The sequence below is a fragment of the Gilvibacter sp. genome (genome assembly GCF_965601605.1).
Classification (GTDB): domain Bacteria; phylum Bacteroidota; class Bacteroidia; order Flavobacteriales; family Flavobacteriaceae; genus Gilvibacter.
This window is the reverse complement of record NZ_CBFCWJ010000032.1, coordinates 97,931-121,346: the sequence shown is the minus strand read 5'-3', so window position 1 is coordinate 121,346 and position 23,416 is coordinate 97,931. Positions and strand designations below refer to the sequence as shown.

Here is a 23,416-nt window from a genome sequence, read left to right as displayed (position 1 = left end):
TGTATTTAATTGTTAATACACACACTTATGAAGAACACCAAATTCTATCCGAGTATTTGGCAGACCTTTCCAAACAGTTTGGATCTTGCTGCCCATTGGGAGTCGCAAGCTGCGCGCACCCTTAACCTAAGTTTGACACAAAAAGAGATTGAGCCGCTAAAAGTGGTAGAAATGTCTTTGAACATAAGCGGTTTTGCCTTAATTGATGATCAAGGTCAGGCCACAACCATTGAATCCTTTCAGCAGCAAACGCGTTTGCAACTTAAAGGACAACACACCGGACTATTCATTAAAACACGTGATGCTGTCGCTTTGCCTGCTGCCTACTTTACCAAGGTTCGTTTTTACCTAAAGGCTTGGGACAACTCCTTTATCTTAAACGATTACACCAAGAAGGAGGTTTTTGATACTCCGTATTTGGATTTTGAGATTCAAGGAGGATATCGAGTTTCGGGTGAACAAGCTCAAGAGTTGCGCTTGCAGTTTAGTTTCTCAGCCTATAATTTCTCAGGAATCACCCGCTGGTTAAAGCATCGCATTTTAGGAAAGGTAAAGCCAAAAATGGCCTATCGATTTGCCCATTAGGGATCATTTTACACTTAAAGCGAATAAGCAGCCTCGGGGCTGCTTTTTTTGTTTTTATTCGACTTCTACAATTCTCGTATCTTAGTGGCACGACTAATTTGGGAAACATGCGACACCTTCTTTTTTTAACGCTCTTGGTGCTGATTGGATGCAAGGAAACTACAACCCAGCAGACTCCTGTAGCTCAAGCATTCAGTTCCAATTACGACGAACCTTACCGTTTGCAATATCATTTTTCGCCGCCAGCAAAGTGGATGAATGACCCGAACGGCTTGGTATACAATGATGGGGTTTATCATTTGTTCTACCAGTATTATCCGGAGGATATTGTTTGGGGCCCGATGCACTGGGGGCATGCTACCAGTACGGATATGGTCCATTGGGAAAACAAGCCTATTGCCTTATATCCTGATGAGCACGGTCTCATTTTCTCAGGAAGTGCGGTAGTTGATCACGACAACACTTCTGGTTTTGGAAAAGACGGAGTTGCACCTTTGGTTGCAATTTTTACCTATCACTTAATGGAAGGGGAAAAGGCCGGACGCACCGACTTTCAGACCCAAGGCATTGCCTATAGTTTAGACAATGGAGATTCATGGACCAAGTATGAAGGCAATCCGGTCATTGGTAATGAGGGCATAAAAGATTTTAGAGATCCCAAGGTCTTTTGGGATAAGGATACCGAGCAATGGGTGATGATCTTGGTCGCTGGCGATCATGCGAAGTTCTATAAATCACCCAACCTTAAAGATTGGGAATTGATGAGTGAGTTTGGCAAAGACCAAGGCGCTCACGGAGGGGTATGGGAATGTCCAGATCTTTTTCCATTGGATCATCCAGATCCCGACCATTACGCCAAAAAATGGGTGCTGCTCATCAGCATGAATCCAGGTGCGCCAAATGGAGGTTCTGGGACGCAATATTTCATTGGAGATTGGGACGGGGAAAAATTCAACACAGATCAAGAAGAGCCCCTTTGGCTAGACTATGGCATGGATAATTACGCGGGTGTTACCTACAACAATGAACCTAATAACGAGCGTATTTTTATAGGATGGATGAGCAATTGGAATTATGCAAGAAATACACCCACAGAAGCTTGGCGAAGCTCCATGACCTTACCGAGAACTTTGAAACTAAAACGCTTTAATGAGGGGGTTCGCTTGACTAACTATCCTTATGATAAGGTAGATACCTTGGTATATGACCGAAAGCCGGTTTATTATACGGAAGGGCCCGGGCAGGTTTACTTTGACTCTGTAAATCTCAATCAGCATAGAATTCAGTTCAAAACTTCGGCCAAAACGGATACCTATTTTATTTTGAGCAACAATCTACGCGAGGAGATCGAGATCGGCTTCTTCCCAGAGGCTGGAAAAATGACCTTTGACAGAAGCCAGAGCGGGAAGGTAGATTTTGAGTCCTCTTTTGGAGCTCAGCATCAAGAACAGCCATTTAAACCTGATGGTGATGACATCTATGTCACGGCTTATATTGACGCCTCCTCTATTGAGATTTTTGTAGATTGGGGTCGATATGTCTTTACCAATCAGATATTTCCAAATGAACCCTTTGATGAGGTCCAAGTAGTGCCTGCAGACGCAGCAGGTGTTCGCTGGTTCAGGATCGATTCTATACCTTCTATTTGGAACAAACCAACTAACTAGTACTAGATGAACAAAATTGTAATGTGGTCAGTCACTGTGGCGCTGGCCGGTTTTCTCTTCGGATTTGATACCGTAGTGATCAGTGGAGCCAACAAACCCATTCAAGCCCTTTGGGATACTTCGCCTTTATTTCATGGAACCTTTATTATGTCGATGGCGCTTTGGGGAACTGTTTTAGGTTCTTTGACCGGTGGAATTCCAACCAAGCGCTTGGGTAGAAAGAAGACCTTGTTTTGGATTGGAGTGCTCTTTTTTGTCTCGGCAGTTGGAAGCGCATTGGCACCAGATCCTTATTCATTCTCCTTTTTTAGATTCATAGGTGGGGTAGGAGTTGGAGTTTCCTCAGTCGCCGCACCGATCTATATTTCTGAGATCACTTCCGCACAGAATCGTGGAAAAATGGTGGCCTTGTATCAATTTTGTTTGGTCTTCGGAATTTTGATCGCCTTTATTTCCAATTGGTTGCTCAAAGGTTTTGATGGAGCCAATGACTGGCGTTGGATGCTCGGAGTAGAAGCGATTCCTGCCTTGCTCTACACTATCATGGTATTGAAAGTACCTAACAGCCCCAGATGGTTGGCCATTGTTAAAAAGGACGATGAAGCTGCGCTTGGAGTTTTAGAAACTATCTACCTCGGAGCAGAAAAAGCCAAGAACGTTTTACAAGAGATCAAAAAAGATCTTTTACAACCCAAAACCAGTGAAAAGTTGTTTCAAAAGAAGTACAACCGCGTGCTTTGGTTGGGCTTTTTGATCGCCTTTTTCAATCAGCTCAGTGGAATCAACTTTGTGCTGTATTATGCACCGCAGATCTTGGAGCAAGCTGGTTTGGGAGGTGAGGAATCGCTCTTTAATTCTATTGCCATTGGGATTGTGAATTTGGTATTCACGCTCATTGGAGTGCGTTTAATTGACAAACTAGGACGCAGACAACTTATCATCATTGGTTCCATTGGATATATCGTAAGTCTTATCATGGTGGGTTGGTGTTTCTATGCGGATGCGTCTCCGGCCATGCTGTTGACCTTTATCTGTATTTTCATCGCTTCTCATGCTATTGGACAAGGCGCGGTGATTTGGGTGTTCATTTCTGAGATCTTCCCAAATCGTGTTCGTGCTTACGGCCAAAGTTGGGGGACGAGCACCCACTGGGTATTTGCAGCCTTGATTACCTTGATCACACCGTTCTTTATCGATGAGCAAGAAGGAATCCTCAGAGACTCGTTGTGGTATATCTATTACTTCTTTGCTGGTATGATGGTCTTGCAGTTGCTTTGGGCGATCTTTAAAATGCCGGAAACCAAAGGAGTGTCTTTAGAAGATTTGGAGAAAAAACTCGTCGATGAAGACGCCTGATGCCTCTAGGGTTGTTTGCTATGGAGAAGTCCTTTGGGATTGTTTTCCGGATCGAGAGGTCTTGGGAGGAGCTCCATTTAATGTGGCATTTCGCCTGCACAGGTTTGGTGCAGAGGTAAAACTCATAAGTGCTGTGGGAAATGATGCCAGAGGGCATGAAACCTATTTTGATCTTGAAGAGCTCGGACTGGACACGACTTGTATATATCCGCATAAAGAGTTTGCTACGGGTTATGTCAATGTCGAACTTGATGACACAGGTGCCGCCACTTATACCATAGGCCAGCCTGTTGCTTGGGATCATATTCCGGCACCTGAAATTCCAATTGGAAATAACATTTTGGTTTTTGGTAGCTTGGCTCTACGTGAAGCCTTCAATGTGAGTCAACTCCGCAAATTAGTTCAGCGTTGCGATACCGTCATTTTTGATATCAACCTTAGGTCTCCACATTATCAGATGTCTGCTTTGATTGATCTAATGAAAGTTGCTGATTGTATCAAATTCAATGAAGAGGAATTGCCACTTGTTCTATCAGAGTTGTCGATTAGCCACGAAGATCTTGAGTCGCAATTAGCGGCTCTGGCTGAGGCGACTCAGACCAAAACCCTCTGCGTAACCTTGGGGAGTGAAGGAGCTGCCTTATGGCATGAAGGTAAAATTTATCATCAAGAAGGCTTCCCAACTACCGTTGCTGATACCGTTGGGGCAGGCGATGCTTTTTTGGCTGCTTTTGTCTACGGATTTTATTTATTGCAAGAAGTTCCTCAAGCTGCTTTAAAGCGGGGCTGTGCTTTGGGTTCTTTAGTAGCTGCAACACCAGGAGCTACTGCTGAAATCTCAATGACTCAGCTGGATTCCCTTTTGAAGGATTAAGACTTGGCGGCAAGGGCGGCTTTGCTTACCATAGAAGAGCCTCTTCCTATAACCTTGGTAGGCATGGCTATGGTTTCTGGAGGAAGCAGTTGTCCATTCTTTTTGGCCTGTAGCTCCTTGAAGAGTCTTTTGAATACTTTTTTACCCATTTTGATCCCGTCTTGATCTACAGTGCTCAAGGTGGGTGTCATCGCCGAGGAGATGAACCAGTTACTAAAACCTATAATCTTGAGGTCTTGAGGAACTTTAATGCCACGTTCATTAAATACAGAAAGGGCGCCAATGGCTACCATGTCGGTGTTGGCAAAGATGCCGTCAATATCCATTCCTTGATCTAGGACAGCATTTGCGTGTTCCCGCCCCTTTTCATAAATGATCGGGTCGCATAGAAAAACATGCTTGGAATTATATTCTAATCCATGGTCTTCTAACGCCTTTTTATATCCGAGGAATCGATCAATAGAATTCTGGGGCAGTAAAGGACCTCTAAAATGCGCGATCTTGGTACAACCTTGCTCAATGAGGTGTTTGGTTGCTTCATAGGCTGCTTTGCGATCATCGATGATTATTTTGGAACAGGGCACCAGTTTGGAGATCTTGTCAAACATCACCAAAGGAATCCCCAATCGCATCACTTTTTGTAAATGTGAGGTGTCTACGGTGTTGTTCGCAAGAGAGATCATAATACCATCCACGCGCTTACTGATCAGCAGATCAATCTGTTTCTTTTCAAGTTTTGGATTGTCATCCGATTGAAGGATAATTACCAAATAGCCTTTTTTCTCCGCCTGAGTGATGATGGCACGAACTATATTGCCGAAAAAGAAGTGAACCACCTCAGGAATGATCAATCCAATAGTACGAGACTCCTTGGTCCTTAAGTTAACGGCAAAACTGTTGGGTTGATAGTTGAGTCTTTCAGCCTCCGCCTTGACCAAAGCCTTAGTTTTCTGACTGACGTCTGGATAGTCTTTTAAGGCTTTAGAAACCGTGGCAATTGATATACCGAGGTATTCAGCAATTTGTTTAAGCGTAACTTGTTCCATATGATCAGCCTGCGGCTCGGGAATATAGGTTAGTTTTTGATTCTGTTATTAGCGTAGACCGAGTCATATCAGGCCTTAGCGAAAACCGTGTGATTTAAAATCGAAATGGATTTACGAAAACCATAAAAAATCCGGCCAAAAATACACCTGAAAACGTTAAACAAAAAATCGAGCTAAGACTATAGCTCATACGTTTTCGTTAATTTTTCGTTGTTTGCTAAATTCAGGAGTCGAAAATACGAAAACGTTTTCGGTTATGAAAACCGAGATTTTAAGAGTGTTTATTTTTAATAATCAAAAAAAAAGTAAATATTAGCCTTTAAATTAAGACAACGTTAAGAAATGTACGCTTAATTGTTGTCTGACTTCAGAGCGAGAGATATCAACCAAAGTCACTCGTTTACAGGAAGTTAATGAACATGATAGTGCAGAAAAAAAGCTCAGATCGTAGAACTGTTAAGGCCGCTTATGGTGCAAAACCGCCATATGCGAGCCCTTTTTGCATGCCTGAAATGCACAATTTGGCTCATGTTCATCTTCTAAACCATCGAAACAGTACAGTTAATTTTGGAGATCAATCCCCTCGGGAAAATGCAACGGCCACAGCGGTAAAAGTACACGATTATACAGCAGGTGAACACTCTCAGCGGCGGCAGCGAATTAGCCATCACTGGAGGGGAATTGATTTTTCTTTAACTGAAGCTCAAAGCATAGAATTGACAACTACCTTTTTGGTGAAAAAGTCGTATCTTATCACCTTAAAGCGTAATAGACTAAAAATAATGACGGCAGCCTGAGCAATCAGTGGTGTCGTCGAATCCTTAAAAACAATTTGAAATTTTAATTAATCTAAACCAAATAACTGTATGAAAAACAAATTACTAATGAGACTTTTTCTACTTCCGATGTTTGCGCTACTTGGGAGTACAGTTTACGCTCAGATTAGCGTCTCGGGTACGGTGTCTGATGCTACAGGCCCGCTTCCAGGGGTGAATGTACTTGTAAAAGGTACTTCTAACGGAGCACAAACAGATTTTGACGGTAACTATTCCTTAAGTGATGTTGATTCCAACGCCACTCTTGTGTTTAGTTATGTTGGATTTGTGACAACTGAAGTTTCAGTAAACGGACAGACTACCATCAACTTCGTGATGCAGGAAGACACTGAAGCGCTAGAAGAGGTAGTTATTATTGGTTATGGTTCTACGACCGTGAAAGACGCAACTGGTGCAGTTACGGCGGTTACGTCAGACGACTTTAACCAAGGGGTAATCGCTTCTCCGGAACAATTGATCCAAGGTAAAACTGCCGGGGTTCAGATTTCTCAGGATTCTGGGGAACCAGGTTCTGCTGTAGCGTTTAGAATTCGTGGTTCGAACTCGATTCGTTCGAACAACAACCCGCTTTTCGTTGTTGACGGTGTGCCATTAGCCAATGACACTAGCCAGGAATTGAGTGGAACTTCTTTCGGTTCTGCTGCTCCTCGTAACCCGTTGAACTTCTTGAACCCGAACGATATCGAGAGCATCTCTATTTTGAAGGATGCATCTGCAACGGCTATCTATGGTTCTCGTGGTGCGAACGGGGTTGTAATCATTACTACCAAATCTGGTCGTAGTGGTCGCGGAGGATCTTTCGAGTTGAGTTCTACTTTCTCTGTAGCTGAGGCTGCAAACGAGTACGACCTTCTAGATGCTGACGCATACCTTGCTGCTTCTGCTGCTAACGGTTTTGACATCGCGGAGCGTGACTTCGGTGCCAACACTGACTGGCAAGATGTAGCATTCAGAAGAGCTACTTCTACAACAAACAACTTGTCTTATACCAACAACTACGGTGATGGTAATGTACGTGCGAGTTTCAGTTACTCTAAGAACTTCGGTATCGTAGAGAACTCGTCTCTTGAGCGTGTTACTGCGCGTTTGAACGCACAGCACCGTTTCTTGGAAGATAAACTTAAATTAGGATTACAGGCTTCTTACGGTCGTACTAACGACGAGTTTGCTCCGCTTTCTGGTTCTGCCGGATTTAGAGGTGACTTACTTGGTTCTGCTTACTCAGCAAACCCAACTTGGCCAAACAATCCTGACTTTACGGGAACTGGTGGTCTAACTTCTCCTGCTGCGCTATTGGCGTACACTGAGAACTTAGGTAACACAGACCGTATCCTTATTAATGCTTCTGCAGAGTATGATATTACATCGGAATTTTCTGCAAAGGTTAATTTAGGTTATGACTATTCTGATACTTTCTTAAGCAGTGCTACAAGTGCTCGTGCTCTTAACGTTGACCAAGGTGCATTCGGAAACGGTGTTGCTGGAGTTAGCGAGCGCGAAGCTACTAACACGCTTTTGGAAGCTACTGTAAACTATAAGAAAGAGTTTGAAAACAGCTCTTTGGACGTACTTGCTGGTTACTCTTACCAAAAGTTCGATCGTAACGGTCGTAACTTGAGCGGTTTCGGATTCTTTACTACGCAGATGGGAGACATGATCGACGATCTTGTATCTTCTGCTGATGCTGTAGAGAGCCAAATCACTGGTTCTTACCAACAGTATGGATACGCTCCAAACATCAACGGTACTTTCGTGAACCGTCTATTCCCAGAAATCCTTCAGGATAACATCGGGTCTACTTCAGGTGCACGTACTCGTTCATTGTTCGGAGATACTTTCGATAGCTTTGATGAGCTACAGTCTTACTTTGCTCGTGTGAACTACACGCTTGCAGATAAGTACTTATTTACAGCTACAATGCGTGCGGATGGTTCATCTACTTTTGGTGATGACAACAAGTACGGATACTTCCCATCAGCTGCTGTTGCTTGGAAGATCAACGAAGAAGATTTCATTGGTGACAATGTATCGACTTTAAAGCTTCGTTTGAACTGGGGTATCACTGGTAACCAAGATGGTCTAGGATACGGTAACTTCCTACAGCGTGAGCGCTTTGGAGGTGGAGACGTGATCAACGATGGTGGTGATATCAACATCCCAGGTACTTCTACTCAGTCTTTTGCTAACCCAGACTTGAAGTGGGAGGAAACAATGCAATTCGGTGCTGGTATCGACTTTGGTGTAAACAACGACCGTTTCACGGCTACTATTGATGTATACCGTAAGTCTACTACTGATCTATTGCTACGTACTATCTCTGCGCAGCCAGCTGCTCAGCCATTCGTATTCTTGAACTTACCAGATTCAGAGGTAATTAACCAAGGTATTGAAATCGCATTAGGATATGACATCATTGATCAAGAGGACTTTAGCTGGAACGCTAACTTCCAATTGACTTATAACGAAAACGAAATCACCAGCCTACAAGGACAGTTCCCAGCGGGTACTATCCGTGGTCAAGGTCTATCTCTTGCATTTGCTCAGCAGCTGCAAGAAGGTCAGCCACTTTTCTCATACTTCTTGAGAGAGTTTGGTGGATTCGACGCTACTACAGGACAACCTTTGTATCCTGAAGGAGACGTACAAAAATTCGTAGGAAAGAGCGCTTTGCCAGATATTACTGCTGGTCTCTCTACTACGTTTAACTACAAAAACTGGACGTTATCGGCATTCTTTAACGGTCAGTTCGGACACTACATCTACAACAACACAGCAAACGCATTCTTTACGGCTGGTGCATTTAGAGGGGGTCGTAACGTATTGCCAGAGACATTGACTTCTGGTGAGTCGTTTGATGCTGCTGCAGATGTTTCAACAAGATTCCTAGAAGCTGGGGATTTTGTAAGACTTCAGAACGCAACGTTGTCATACAACGTGCCGATGGAAGAAGATGGATTGTTTGACGCTTTACAACTGTCGCTAATCGGACAGAACTTGTTCGTGATCACTGACTACTCTGGTCTTGATCCTGAAGTTTCTGTATCACCAGGTGGTGGAGATCTATTGAACGGATTCCCAGTATATGGTATCGATTACACGGCGTTCCCAAGACCGAGAACAATTTCATTTGGTATAAATGCTAAATTCTAAAATTATTATGAAAAGAAACATTTTGATGAACACAAGATCGCTACTAGCGATGGCCCTCGTTTCTCTTTTGGCAATTTCTTGTACCGACTTAGAGATTGAGGCAACTGACTCTGTACTTACTGACGAATCTGTTGGTTTTGACGGGGTAAACGCTGAGGCAGCTCTTAACAACGTATATAACGATGTTTACGGGCAACTTGGTGATCAGGCGAACTTCTTCGCTTTGAACGAAGTATCAACTGATGAGACCTTAGTACCAACTCGTGGTACTGACTGGGGTGATAACGGAATCTGGCGTACGCTTCACGCGCACACTTGGTCTCCAACACACCAGTACATTTTGAACACTTGGAACAACTTGAACCAGAACGTATTCCGTGCTTCGGAAGTTATCGACTCTCGTTCAAGCCCGACAGCTCAACAAGCTGCTGAGGCGAAGTTCCTACGTGCATTTAGTATGTATTTCGTAATGGATTTCTGGGGAGTTGCTCCTTTCAGAAATGTAGATGATGGACCAGAGGTAAATCCTACTGTTCTTACATCTGCTGAAGCTTACGATTTCATTTTGAATGATTTGACAACTGCATTGCCAGATCTTCCTGCTACAGGACCAAGTGCAGAGACCAACCGTGCTTCTCAAGCTGCGGCTAACTTTATGTTGGCTAAGTTGCGTCTTAACGCTGAGCGTCACAAAGGTTCTATTGACAATTCAGACTATCAAGCGGTAATCGACGCTGTTGATGCTATCGCTGCTGATGGATTTGCTTTGCAAGCTGGATACTTTGATCTATTTAAGCAAGATGTAGATAACGAAACCATCTGGTGGGCTGTTACCTCTGTAGGTAACCGTATCTGGAATGGTATGCACTACAACATCAACGCTCCAGACAACGCTGGTGGTGGATGGAACGGATTTACTACTTTGGCTGAGTTCTACGATGCCTTTGAAGGAAACCCAACATCTAACTACGTAGGTGACGGTCAGGAAGAGCGTCGTGGATGGGTGCCAGATGCATCTAATGCAGACGATACTAACTTAGGTATTGGATATGGATTCTTGATCAACCAACAGTACAACGAAGACGGAACTCCACTTAAAGACCGTCCTGGAAACGACCTAGTATTTACTAAGGAGCTTCCTGGTCTTCAAGGTAACGGTGAAGCTACTGGTGTACGTTTGATTAAGTATCACCCAGTAAACGGATCGTTTACTTCTCACGAGATCGTATTCCGTTACGCAGATGCTCACTTGATGAAAGCTGAGGCTATGATGCGTATGGGCGGAGACGCTACTGCTATGGTTAATGAGCTTAGAGCACTTCGTGGAGCTTCTCCACTTGGAAGTGTATCAGAAGCTGATATGTTAGCTGAGCGTGGACGTGAGCTATGGTACGAGTTCTGGAGACGTAATGACTTGTTGCGTTTCGGACAGTTTACTCGTGACTGGGAATTCAAAGATGCTGCTTCTGTAGGGGCGACCTTCAGAAACTTGTATCCTATTCCAATTAACGCACTTCTTTCTAACCCTAACTTGGTTCAGAACGAAGGATACTAGAATTTTCCTTTTTCAAGATAGAAACAGGCTCCATTAGGAGCCTGTTTTTTTTGTTTAAGCCTTCTTGAAATCGTACATTTCGGATGCTTAATAATGATTCCCACATCGGTTAAATATTCACACATTCTCGCTGGTTTTATCAGCCTTTTTTTATTGCTGATGATGGCTTGTGATTCAAAACCAGAAGTAACTAAAGATTACCGTTTTGAGATCGTTGCTGCAGACAGTAGTGGAATCGATTTTGAGAATAAACTACAGAACCGACCCGAACGAAACATCCTGAATTATATTTATTACTACAATGGTGGAGGTCTGGCTGCAGGAGACTTCAATAATGATGGACTTGTTGATTTATACTTCACTGCCAATGAAGGTCCAAATGCCCTCTATCTAAATCAAGGGAATTTTAAGTTCAAGGAAATAGCCGAGTCTGCAGGAGTCTTAGATGAAACCGGTTGGAGCACAGGAGTAACAACGGTAGACATAAACAATGATGGCTTCCTAGATCTTTATGTAAGCAAGGTAGCTCCTTTGGCACCAGAAGTTGGAGGGAATAAACTGTTTGTCAATCAAGGCGTGTCTGATGACGGCACACCGAGTTTTATAGAGCAGGCTGTAGCGTATGGCCTAGATTTCAAAGGTTATTCCACTCAGGCATCCTTTTTTGATTACGATCAAGATGGTGATCTTGATGTGTTTTTAATGAACCATACTGTCAATCCAAACAGCAATTACGGGCGAGGAAGTAAACGCAAGCAAATCGATTCGCTTTCAGGGGATCGACTTTATGTCAATGAAAATGGTATTTACCGCAATATCTCAGAGGAGGCAGGAATCTACCAAAGCCCTATAGGCTATGGGCTAGGTCTGGGCGTGAGTTATTTGAATTATGATCGCCTGCCAGATATCTATGTTGGCAACGATTTCTTTGAGAACGACTACCTCTATTTGAACAGTTTTGATCATGTCTTTCAAGAGCAGATCAGCAGTGATCAGAACCCACTCGGACATACTTCTCATTATACTATGGGTGTGGATCTGGCCGATCTCAATAACGACGGCCTAACCGACATTCTTACCGTAGATATGCTGCCTGAAGATTTGCAAACCTATAAATCCTCTGGGGTTGAATTCGGGTATTCCACCTATAACAACTACCTGCGTAACGGTTATGCGCCGCAGTACATGCAAAATGCCTTGCATTTCAATCAAGGCAATATGCGTTTTAATGAAACCGCATTTTTAAGTGGAGTTTCTGCCACAGAGTGGTCTTGGGCCCCTCTTATAGCAGACTTTGATAATGACGGGCTCAAGGATATTTTTATCAGCAACGGAATTGTTGGTGCTACCAACGATATGGATTTCATCAATTTCATTGCAGATGAGGCCATTCAGAAGCGTCTGGGTAAAGGCATGACACAAGAAGACATGGCCTTTGTAGCAAAGATTCCAGAAAAGAAAACGCTCAACTATTTCTACAAAAATGAAAATGGGCAACAATTCTCTGATCAATCCAAAGATTGGGTGGCGGGAGTGCCGACCTTTAGCAATGGTAGTATTTATGCGGATTTAGACAATGACGGAGATCTAGATATAGTCTGCAACAACGTGAATCAACCTGCAACGGTTTATAAGAATCTTACTAGAGAGAAAGATTCTACCAACTATTGGCAGCTACGCCTTTATGATTATGGTCACTTGATTGAGGAAGATAGCCTTCCAAATGGCAATGGAAGAGCCATTGGTGCTCGAGTTCGTGTTTATACACCATCGGGCATGCAATATCAGGAAGTGTTTCCAACGCGTGGATATCAAAGTTCGATGGATGCGAACTTGCATTTTGGTTTGGACAGAGATACCAAAATTGATTCTGTCATTATATCCTGGACAGGGGAAATTCCGGGGAATACAGCATTCTATGACCCTAAAATAAATACTAAACTTAGGGTTTCGAGATATGATAAGTTTATGCATACAGGCGTTTCGTGGACTGGAGACGAGTCCTATCTCAAGAATACAGCTATCGAACTCTTCACCCACAAAGAAAATGCTTCATTGGAATTTAACTTGGATCCACTCATTGCTTATGCCAGTACCAATGAAGGGCCTGGAGTAGCAGTAGCGGATGTAAATGGTGACGGTCTTGATGACGCTTTTTTCTGTGGCGCTAAAGGACAGGCATCTGAGCTTCAATTGCAGCAATCCGATGGCAGTTTTATAGCAGATTCCCGAATTGACCTTTCTTCAGATAGACTATCAGAAGACGTAGCGGCTGTTTTTGCCGATCTCAACAACGATGGGCGTCCAGATTTGGTCGTGGTTAGTGGAGGAAATGAATTCACAGACGGTAAAGCCATTCAGCCTAGGCTCTATTGGAACACGGAGGGTGGAATGCTAAAGGATGACACTGCTTTCGCGGGTCTTTCGTTTAATGCAGCAAGTGTTGCAGCAGTGGATTTTGACCGAGACGGAGACTTAGATCTCAGCATTGCTGTAGATGGAAAGGCAAAAGATTTTGGAGCGAGCGCTTCTCAAGTATTGTTGTCCAATGAAGGTGATGGGAAATTTATTGACGTCACAGCTCAGAGAGCGCCTGATTGGGCAGAGCTCGGAAAGGTAAAAGAAATTGTTTGGGATGATTTTAATGGGGATGATTGGCCCGATGCTTTAGTGATAGGTCATTGGATGGCTCCACAACTCTATATCAACAATAAAGGCGTGCTGGAGGATCAAAGTCCTTCCGTTTTCTCTATCAGTTCCGGGCTGTGGGAAACTGCCGTTGTTGCTGATTTTGATGCGGATGGGGATTTAGATATCGTCGCAGGGAATTGGGGGCTTAATTCCAGACTTACTGCGAGCGTTCAAGATCCTTTAAAACTCTATCGTGGTGACTTTAACGGCAATGGATCCGAAGAAACACTCATCACCTATAATTATCAAGGTCAAGAGACGCTTTTACCGTCAAAGGATGAGCTCGCCAAACAGATTCCGCAGATCAATAAGAACTATTTGTCGTATGCTGATTTTGCTGGAGCGAAAACTAAAGACATCCTTCCTGAAGCCCTTTGGAGTGCTGCAACGACAAAATCCGTAGAAACCCTTGCCTCTACTTACTTTGAAAACCTCGGAAACGGTAATTTTAACACAACTATACTACCATTTGCTGCACAAATATCCGCAGTGAATGATATCTTTGTAAATGACTTTAACTCAGATGGTTTTCCCGATGTTTTCCTTGTTGGAAACCGCACTGAGGTCAGCACGCAAATAGGACGTTTAGACGCCCTGAAAGGTGCATTATTGCTCTTTGATCCTAAAACGGGCTTTACAGCGATTAACGATCCGAATTTAAATTTGGCGGGGAGCTGCAGAGCAATACAACCAATAACTATAAATGACCGACCGCATGTGATTGTTACCCGTAACAATGGCAAAGCGGTTGTTTTAGAAATATCAAATGATGTTATTCAAGTACCCAATGAATAAATACTTATTGACTTTTGGCCTTTTAGGGCTAATCTTTACCTCTTGTGAGGACAATCCCCAAGAAAAGGATACCGCTGTTGTTAGTGATACCCTTTTTACCAAGACAGACCCTGCAGAGACTGGTTTTGATTTCACCAATACTGTGGTGAATCAAAAAGATTTCAACATCTTCAAATACCGAAACTTTTACAACGGTGGTGGTGTCGCTATTGGCGATATCAACAACGATGGGCTGGCGGATATTTATATGACCGCCAATATGGGGCCAAACAAACTTTTCCTCAATGAGGGGAATTTTAAATTCAAAGACATTACAGAGACTGCTGGCGTTGCCGGGAACAAGCCTTGGTCTACGGGAGTGAATATGGTTGATATCAACCAAGATGGTCTTTTGGATATTTACGTGAGTAATGCCGGAAACATGGAAGGTGACAATCACGATAACGATCTTTACATCAACAACGGTGATTTAACCTTTACCGAGAAAGCTGCTGAATTCAATTTGGCAGAGACGGGCTTTTCTACTCACGCCACCTTCTTTGATTACGATAAAGACGGAGATCTGGATGCGTACATTCTCAACAATAGTAATATTCCGGTGACTTCCTTAGGATTTGCGCATCAACGTGATGTACGCGCTCAAGATTGGGACGTGCCAAAAATGTTCCGTGGGGTTGGAGATATGCTTTTGCGTAATGATGGAGGCACTTTCACTGAGGTCAGTGAAGAAGCTGGTATCTACGGAAGTTTGATCGGCTTTGGATTGGGAGTTATGGTCACCGACATCAACAATGACCTTTGGCCAGATATTTATGTTTCCAATGACTTCTACGAGCGTGATTACCTCTACATCAACAATCAAGATGGAACCTTCACAGAAGACATCAAGAATTGGATGAACCACCTTTGCCTTTCTGCTATGGGTATTGATATGGCAGACATCAACAACGATGGGAATCAAGACATCTTCATTACCGATATGCTGCCCGATGGCGATCAGCGCGTAAAGTCTGTTATGGAGTTTGAGGGCTACAACGTCTTTAAACTCAAGCAGAGTAAAGATTTCTATCAGCAGTACATACAGAACACCTTACAGCTCAACAACGGTAACGGGAGCTTTTCAGAGATCGCTTATTACAGCGGTGTTTCTGCTACGGACTGGAGTTGGTCTGGTTTGATGTTCGATATGGACAACGACGGTTACCGTGATATTTTTGTGACCAATGGGGTAAACCATGACCTCACGGACTTAGACTTTGTGGATTTCTTTGCCAATGAGATCATTCAAAAGATGGCTCTGACGGGTAAAAAAGAGGCTATAGATAGTATCATTGATAAGATGCCAGTGGTGCCTGTACCTAACTACGCTTACCACAACCAACGTGATCTTACTTTTGACAACAAGGCCGTTAAATGGGGCTTGGGTGAGCCTGGACTCTCTAACGGAGCTGCCTACGGAGATCTAGACAATGACGGTGACTTGGATTTGGTGGTCAACAACGTAAATACGGCTTCCTTCCTCTACCGAAATAATTCGGAGCAGTTAGACAATAACTATGTAAAACTTCGATTCAAAGGGACAGCGGCAAACCGCTTTGCCATCGGAACACGTGTTCGCATGTACTATGACGGACAAGAGGTACTACAAGAATTGGTTCCGTCAAGAGGGTTCCAATCTTCTATGGAACATCCAATGACCATTGGATTGGGCAAAGCCACTACAATAGATTCACTACGCGTAATCTGGCCAGACGACCGCACGGAGGTACGTACAAATTTAGCTGCCAATTCTACTTACGATTTCGATATGGAAGCGGCCAAACTTACCTATAATCCTCCAAAGCCAGAGGCAAAGACCACCTTTGTCAGTGAGATGGAAACTAGTCTTGCCGCGCACGAAGAGAATAATTACGAGGACTTTGACTATGAAGGGATGATCTATAAAAAGATGTCTCAGGAAGGTCCTGCCTTAGCCATTGCAGATATCAATGCCGATGGACATGAAGATGTTTTCATCGGAGGAGCCAAAGGGCAAGCGGGCATGATCTATCTCCACAGTGGGAATGGAAATATGCGTGCTTTAAAACAACCCGGCTTAGATGCAGATGCGGAATTTGAAGACACGGCAGCGAGTTTCTTTGATATGGACGGCGACGGTGATCTTGACCTCATGGTAGGTTCAGGAGGTAATCAGCGTGATGAGAACACTTCATTGACTGCTAGAATTTATATCAATAACGGCAATGGTGTATTCCAGAAAGCAGCCTTGAATTTGCCGCCGGGAACCACGAATATCTCTGCTATAGCTCCTTATGATTACGACGGCGATGGCGATATGGACGTATTCCTAGCAGCTCGTTCTGTGATCGGGATTTACGGTATTGATCCATCTTCTGTCTTTTTAGAGAATATGGGCGGAGGACAATTTCAATTAGCCAGCGCTAAGGTATTGAAGAACCTTTCACGTTTGAGCGGAATGGTCACCGATGCTCTATGGATCGATCTTTTGGGCGATGAGACCAAAGAACTATTGACCGTTTCTGACTGGGGAGCACCAATGGTTTATCAATTGCAAGATGGTGTGCTCAATATGGTCACCACAGATTTGGAACAACAAACAGGTTGGTGGAATGCGGTTGAAGCTGCGGATCTAGACGGTGATGGAGATCTTGACCTTGTGTTAGGAAACCAAGGGGAGAACATCCACTACAAGCCAACGGCAGACAGTCCAATGAAGATCTGGATCAGTGATTTTGACAATAATGGGACTATTGAACAATTGGTAACACAAACCTTAGACGGTCGCGATATGCCGATCCACCAAAAGAAGGAAATTGTGAACCAAATGGTATCGCTTAAAAAGGAAAACCTTCGCGCTTCAGAATACGCCAAGAAGAGCATTCAAGAACTCTTTACTCCAGCGGTATTGGGTCGTGCTTTGGTGAAAGAAGTAGTCACTTCTCAAAACATGGTGGCCATCAATGAAGGCGATGGAAAATTCAAATTCGTTGCTTTACCAGCACGCGCGCAGCTTTCTTGTGTTTGCGGAATTCAATGTACAGACTTGAACAAAGACGGCACTTTAGATTTACTGCTCGGGGGGAACAACTATGAATTCAAACCTCAGTATTCCCGATTGGATGCCAACTACGGTAGCGTCTTACTCAATGATGGAGCAGGAAACTTTGCTTGGCAAGATTATGAAGATTCTGGATTCTTCGTGAAGGACGAGGTAAAACATATGCAGATCTTCTCCGATGCCAACGGCAATCGTTTTATGATCACCGCTATTAACGACTCGGAACCTATAATTCATCGTTTGAATGAGTAAATGGAGCTTGCTTGCTGGACTCTTCTTTTTGTGGTCCTGCACGGAGCGAGACCAAGCACCTTCTTTGGCCTTTAAACAGCTTCCTGCGGATAGCACGGGGATCTCTTTTGCCAATATTTTAGTAGAAACTGATAGTCTTAATATCCTGGATTATCTCTATTTCTATAACGGAGGTGGGTTAGCCGTTGGCGATGTCAACGGTGACGGCCTTCCGGATATCTATGCTTCCGCCAATATGGGGCCCAATAAATTGTATTTCAACAAAGGCAATTTTCAGTTCGAAGAAGCTCCCGAGTCTGCCGGAGTTGCTGGTAGTAGCAGTTGGAATACCGGAGCTATAATGGTAGACATCAATGCCGATGGACTTTTGGACATTTATGTTTGTGCGGTTGTAGGGATCAATGGATTCACAGGTCATCACGAACTTTTTGTCAACCAAGGCGACGGCACTTTTAAAGAAGAAGCGGCCAAATACGGTTTGGATGCCCAAACTTACGGTACCTCTGCGGCCTTTCTGGATTATGATTTAGATGGAGACCTCGATCTATATTTACTCAATCATGCCGTGCATACGCAAGGCTCTTTTGGGCGTTCCAGTCAACGAGAAAAGCGTAACGAGAAGACGGGAGATCGCTTAATGCGCAACGATGGAGGTGTTTTTACCGATGTCAGTGAGTCGGCGGGGATCTATGGTGGGATCAGCAGTTATGGTTTGGGTGTGGCTGTGGCTGATTTCAACAATGACGGTTATCCTGATCTGTACATCGGAAACGATTTTCACGAAGACGATTACTACTACATCAACAATACTGACGGAACCTTTAGCGAGCAATTACGTGATGCCTTCGGTCACGTCTCGCGGTTCTCAATGGGGAACGATGCAGCCGATATCAATAACGACGGACGTCCAGATTTGATCACCTTAGACATGCTTCCCGAGGAAGAAGCTGTGGTAAAAGCCTCTGAGGGTGATGAAAATTTTCAAACCCAGCGTATGCGCCTGCTGCAATACGGATACCACTATCAGTTCAGCCGAAACATGCTCTTTCTCAATCAGCCGGATGGAAATTTTGTAGAAACGGCTTTAATGAGTGGAGTCGCTGCTACTGATTGGAGTTGGGCGGCTTTATTTCACGATTTTGACCAAGATGGTTATCAAGACCTTTGGATCTCTAACGGAATCCCAAAGCGCCCAAATGACTTGGATTTCATTCGATTTGTGTCTTCTGGAGCTATTGATGAGAGTCGAGACAACGCCAAGTTAATGGATCAAAAGGCCTTGGAAATGATGCCTTCTGGAGCCATTTCCAACAAAGTATTTCGCGGTAGTGCAGAGCTCAAATTTTCTGATCAATCAGAAGCGTGGATCGGAAAGGACACGCAGATCGCCGGCGCCACTGTACTTGCAGATCTAGACGCTGATGGGGATATGGACGTAGTGAGTAATGTCTTGAATGCGCCGCTTTTAGTGTATCGTAATGATATTGAATCCACAGGCAATTATATACAATTAGAATTGCAAGGAAGCGAAGAGAATCCTTTTTCAATCGGTGCAAAAGCCTTTGCGTATCAGCAAGGGAAAATGTACTACAAAGAACTTTACACGGCTCGCGGATTCCAGGCAAGCAGCGAACCTTTGATAGAATTTGGACTCTCGGACAGTACTGCCTTGGACTCTTTGGTAGTGATTTGGCCAGATGGAAAAAGACAGGTCCAGCGCGCTGTAGCTTTAAGACAACGACTTGAACTTCATTCAAATGATCAAGCTGCATCATCGGATCCCATCTCAAGAGAAACGGATAACCAATCCGTATTCACCTTGGTGGCTGATGGTTTAGGGCTCAATCACACGCATAAAGAAGACAATTACCTCGATTTTAACCGTCAAAAACTCTTGCCTTACCGGCTTTCAGATAAAGGTCCGGCAGTTGCCCTTGGCGATTGGGACAAAGACGGTAATACCGAACTTTTTATAGGGAGTTCCAAGTTTGAGAAGGCGTCAATGTATCGACTTGAAGAATCTGGAATCACTGCCCTTGATCTTCCGCAATTAGAGGCGGACAAGGTCTATGAAGAAGTAGCTGCCAGTTTTATAGATATAAATGGTGATGGTGCTTCTGAATTGCTTTTGGGCACAGCGGGTGCTGATTTTAACGGCAAAGCTGATCCTTTAAGGGAGCGTTTGATTTCATCAACTCAGCCAGATGCTGCCACAGTACTGCCAGAGACCTATTCCAATGCCAGCGTAATTGCTCCTCATGATTTTGATGCCGATGGAGATGTGGATGTCTTTGTTGGAGACTACGCTGTTACCAATGATTTTGGGAGTCAACCGCAATCGTATTTATTGATCAATAATAACGGTCAATTGGAGCGTTCAATTCCGGAGATCTTTGCAGACTTGGGGATGGTTACCGACGCGCTTTGGCATGATTTTGATGCCGATGGAACTAAGGACCTGATCGTAGTAGGTGAGTGGATGCGTCCGCGTTTCTTTAAGTTTAAAGATGGAGCTTTTACTGAAGCGGTCCCAATAAGTGATAAAAATTTAAACGGCCTATGGCAGTTTGTGATTCCCTTTGATATAGATGCGGATGGTGATCAGGATCTGGTGTTGGGTAACTGGGGACTCAACGCGAAGTTTAAAGCTAGCGCTGCAGATCCGCTATTGATGTATTATGCGGATTTTGATGCTAATGGAGCCACAGAGACTGTCTTGGCTCAAAAAACCGGCGATACCTATTACCCATTACTGTCTTTGGATGAACTTGCCGGGCAAATGGTGAGCCTTAAAAAGAAGTTTCCTAATTTCTCAGATTTTGCAGGAAAATCCATTACCGATGTAATGGGGGAAGAAGCCTTGGCCCAAGCTCAAACCTTTAAAGTACATGAGTTAGCCTCTGGTTATTTGCGAAATGACGACGGAGGTTATAATTTTGTAGCATTCGGCTCAAAACTGCAATTAGCACCCTTAAATGCAGGAGTGGTCTTTGATTTCTTCAATGACGGTTCTGCGCAGCTTCTTTTAGGCGGAAATTACGACGGAGTGATTCCGTTCCACGGACGCTTTGATTCGCAGCCCGGAACCTTGATTGTTCCAGGGGAAGATCCGCAGCTAATTTGGTCGCAAGAATTGGCGTTTTTAAGAAAATCATTGCGACATTTACAGATTATAAAAATTGGCAGTCAGCCGTATTTGCTGGCAGTCTTCAATAATGATAAAACACAGATTTATGAAATTGAATCGCATAAACAGAACCTTTAGCCTTCCTTTTTTTGGCAGTTTCCTGTTTTTAGCTCTAGTGGCTTGTAAGGATAACGGTGGTGATAAAGTGGAAGATACTCCTGTGGTCTACGAACCCTTAACGGTTGAGGCTTCAGATTTTCAGAGTGCTGTAGATCAAATCACACAGGTTATGGTGCACGATATCTTTTCGCCTCCAGTGGCGAGTAGAATCTATGCCTATCCCAATGTAGCCGCTTACGAGATCATGGCTCAAGCAGATCCAAAGTATAAATCTTTAGCGCTTCAGTTACCGGGGCTAACTCCAGTTCCTCGAATGAACAACGATACGATCGTTCCAGGAGTGGCTGCACTTGTTGCGCATATGGAGATCAGTAAGTCTCTCATCTTTTCTGAGGATATGATGCAGACCTATTCAGACAGCATTTACGCCCAATGGGAAGCAAAGAACCCAAAGCAGTTTGAGCGTTCAAAAGAATATGGATTGGCCGTGGCCGATCACATCAAAGCATGGTTGGATGGAGATATGTACAAACAAACCCGTACCATGCCTAAATTCACCGTAGATATTGACGATCCGGCTCGTTGGCAACCAACGCCTCCAGCCTATATGGAAGGAATTGAACCTCACTGGAATAAGATCCGGCCAATGGTTTTGGATTCGGCGGCTCAGTTTAAGCCGAAGAACCACCCAAAGTTCTCTTTGGAACCAGGTAGTGCCTTCTACAAAGAGCTGAAGGAAGTTTATGATATCAGTGAGGAGATCACAGCTTCTGGTGACAAATCAGAAGAGGTGGAGATCGCTCAATTCTGGGACTGTAATCCTTATGTTTCTGTTACTCGCGGTCACTTGATGTTCGCCACTAAAAAGATCACTCCTGGCGCCCACTGGATGGGAATTGCCAAGATTGCTTGTAAGCAAGCTGATGCAGATCTTAATAAAACGATCTATGCCTACACCAAAACCTCAATTGCCTTGTTTGACGGTTTTATCAACTGTTGGGCAGAGAAGTACCGTTCTAATTTAGTGCGTCCGGAAACCTTGATCAACAAACACATTGATGAGAATTGGGAGCCCATTTTGCAAACACCCCCGTTCCCGGAATACACCAGTGGACACTCTGTGGTTTCTAATGCCGCAGCCACTGTTTTGACCGATGTTTTCGGAGATGATTTCGCCTTTTTAGACGATACAGAAATGGCCTACGGTTTGCCAGCTCGTTCCTTTGCATCATTTGATGCTGCCGCCAAGGAAGCGGCCATTAGTCGTATGTACGGTGGAATTCACTATCGCGCAGCGGTGGAGAATGGAATCGACCAAGGGAAAAGTGTAGGAAGTTTAGTTATTGAAAAACTGGACTGGACCAATGAGTAAAAAAAGTGGATTTTGGACGGTATTGGCGCTGGCTTTGGTGCTGCTTTTGTCCTGGCACTTTTTGATCAAGCCTTACAATTACCGTATCAGTTTTGTCACTAAAGATCCTGCGGGTTTGGTGTACAGTAATCTTGGAGCGTGGCTAGCTATTCCAGGTGAGACGGATAGTTCCAGCGTAGAACTGATCTCAAGAGTTCCTTATGAATCCTATCAGCAAAAGGTCAGCTTAAAGGATTCCCTTTTTGAATACCGCTGGGAAATAGAACCAGAGACCGATAGTACTACTAAAGTAACTGCTTATATCACTGACCTTAACAATACTTGGGTTCAGAATTTTTACGCACCTGTTTATAAGACTGATTTTGTAAAGCGCAGTATAAAGACCGTTGAGGATCTCGCAACCGAATGGGTAAACTACAGGGAACGCTATCGAGTCAATGAGATCTCAGAAGGACAAATAGACACTCGTTTTTGTGCCTACGTTTCTGTAAAGACCACTGCTAAGCAGAAAGCTCGCACCATGATGGGCAATATTGCAGATGTCATGGGTTATATCAATACCAATGAACTAGAACTCCAGGGAGATCCTTTTTTACAGGTCACGCGTTGGGATCAAAAAACAGATAGTATTTCCTTTGACTTTTGCTTTCCGATAAAACCCAGCGATAGCTTAGGGGCCTCTCCGATCGTGAAATTTAAAGAGGTTCAGGCTTTTAGCGGAATAAAGACTATTTTTAATGGAAACTACAGCATCTCTGAAAAGTCATGGTATTGGCTGCTTAGAGCTGCGGAAAATAAGAATCTTGAGGTAGAAGCTTTGCCTTTTGAAGTGTACAAGAGCGACCCGCATATGGGTGGTGATGCACTTAAATGGGAAGCCGAGATCTATCTCCCTTTTAAAAACCAATAAT

General features: G+C 43.9%; 12 protein-coding genes. 11 read left to right on the top strand and 1 reads right to left on the bottom strand.

Annotated elements, in window-relative coordinates:
• Positions 1 to 27 precede the first annotated feature (27 nt).
• From ACSLP7_RS08950 to ACSLP7_RS08935, 4 genes are all read left to right on the top strand, one after another.
• Entirely contained in the window at positions 28 to 585 is a 558-nt protein-coding gene (locus ACSLP7_RS08950) for a hypothetical protein (protein WP_435578973.1), read from the top strand.
• Between the two features lie 107 nt (positions 586 to 692).
• Positions 693 to 2,252 carry a glycoside hydrolase family 32 protein gene (locus tag ACSLP7_RS08945; RefSeq protein WP_435578972.1) on the top strand — a complete coding sequence of 520 codons (1,560 nt, stop codon included), beginning with the start codon at positions 693 to 695 and terminating at the stop codon, positions 2,250 to 2,252.
• Positions 2,253 to 2,258: 6 nt separating this feature from the next.
• Positions 2,259 to 3,608, top strand: a complete 1,350-nt coding sequence (locus ACSLP7_RS08940) for a sugar porter family MFS transporter (RefSeq protein WP_291183181.1) — start codon at positions 2,259 to 2,261, stop codon at positions 3,606 to 3,608.
• On the top strand, positions 3,595 to 4,482 hold the full coding sequence (locus tag ACSLP7_RS08935; RefSeq protein WP_435578971.1) for a carbohydrate kinase family protein: 888 nt from the start codon (positions 3,595 to 3,597) through the stop codon (positions 4,480 to 4,482). The genes ACSLP7_RS08940 and ACSLP7_RS08935 overlap by 14 nt, the downstream gene beginning before the upstream one ends.
• Here ACSLP7_RS08935 and ACSLP7_RS08930 read toward each other — a convergent pair.
• A complete protein-coding gene (locus ACSLP7_RS08930) occupies positions 4,479 to 5,528 on the bottom strand; it encodes a LacI family DNA-binding transcriptional regulator (protein ID WP_435578970.1) in 1,050 nt (349 codons plus the stop codon). The genes ACSLP7_RS08935 and ACSLP7_RS08930 overlap by 4 nt on opposite strands.
• Positions 5,529 to 6,412: 884 nt before the next feature.
• On the opposite strand from ACSLP7_RS08930, the gene ACSLP7_RS08925 reads away from it, so the two are divergent.
• From ACSLP7_RS08925 to ACSLP7_RS08895, 7 genes are all read left to right on the top strand, one after another.
• Positions 6,413 to 9,514: a SusC/RagA family TonB-linked outer membrane protein gene (locus ACSLP7_RS08925; RefSeq protein WP_435578969.1), complete on the top strand. Its 3,102-nt coding sequence runs from the start codon at positions 6,413 to 6,415 to the stop codon at positions 9,512 to 9,514.
• Positions 9,515 to 9,521: 7 nt separating this feature from the next.
• Positions 9,522 to 11,069, top strand: a complete 1,548-nt coding sequence (locus tag ACSLP7_RS08920; RefSeq protein ID WP_435578968.1) for a RagB/SusD family nutrient uptake outer membrane protein — start codon at positions 9,522 to 9,524, stop codon at positions 11,067 to 11,069.
• Between the two features lie 93 nt (positions 11,070 to 11,162).
• On the top strand, positions 11,163 to 14,555 hold the full coding sequence (locus ACSLP7_RS08915) for a VCBS repeat-containing protein (RefSeq protein WP_435578967.1): 3,393 nt from the start codon (positions 11,163 to 11,165) through the stop codon (positions 14,553 to 14,555).
• Positions 14,548 to 17,886, top strand: coding sequence for a CRTAC1 family protein (locus tag ACSLP7_RS08910; protein ID WP_435578966.1), 3,339 nt, complete (start codon positions 14,548 to 14,550; stop codon positions 17,884 to 17,886). Before ACSLP7_RS08915 ends, ACSLP7_RS08910 begins: the two co-directional genes overlap by 8 nt.
• Positions 17,879 to 21,151 carry a VCBS repeat-containing protein gene (locus tag ACSLP7_RS08905; RefSeq protein ID WP_435578965.1) on the top strand — a complete coding sequence of 1,091 codons (3,273 nt, stop codon included), beginning with the start codon at positions 17,879 to 17,881 and terminating at the stop codon, positions 21,149 to 21,151. Before ACSLP7_RS08910 ends, ACSLP7_RS08905 begins: the two co-directional genes overlap by 8 nt.
• The gene (locus ACSLP7_RS08900) at positions 21,120 to 22,505 is read left to right on the top strand and encodes a vanadium-dependent haloperoxidase (RefSeq protein WP_435578964.1); all 1,386 of its coding nucleotides are present in this window, start codon (positions 21,120 to 21,122) and stop codon (positions 22,503 to 22,505) included. The genes ACSLP7_RS08905 and ACSLP7_RS08900 overlap by 32 nt, the downstream gene beginning before the upstream one ends.
• Positions 22,498 to 23,415, top strand: a complete 918-nt coding sequence (locus ACSLP7_RS08895; protein ID WP_435578963.1) for a hypothetical protein — start codon at positions 22,498 to 22,500, stop codon at positions 23,413 to 23,415. The genes ACSLP7_RS08900 and ACSLP7_RS08895 overlap by 8 nt, the downstream gene beginning before the upstream one ends.
• The last annotated feature ends 1 nt before the right edge of the window (position 23,416 follow it).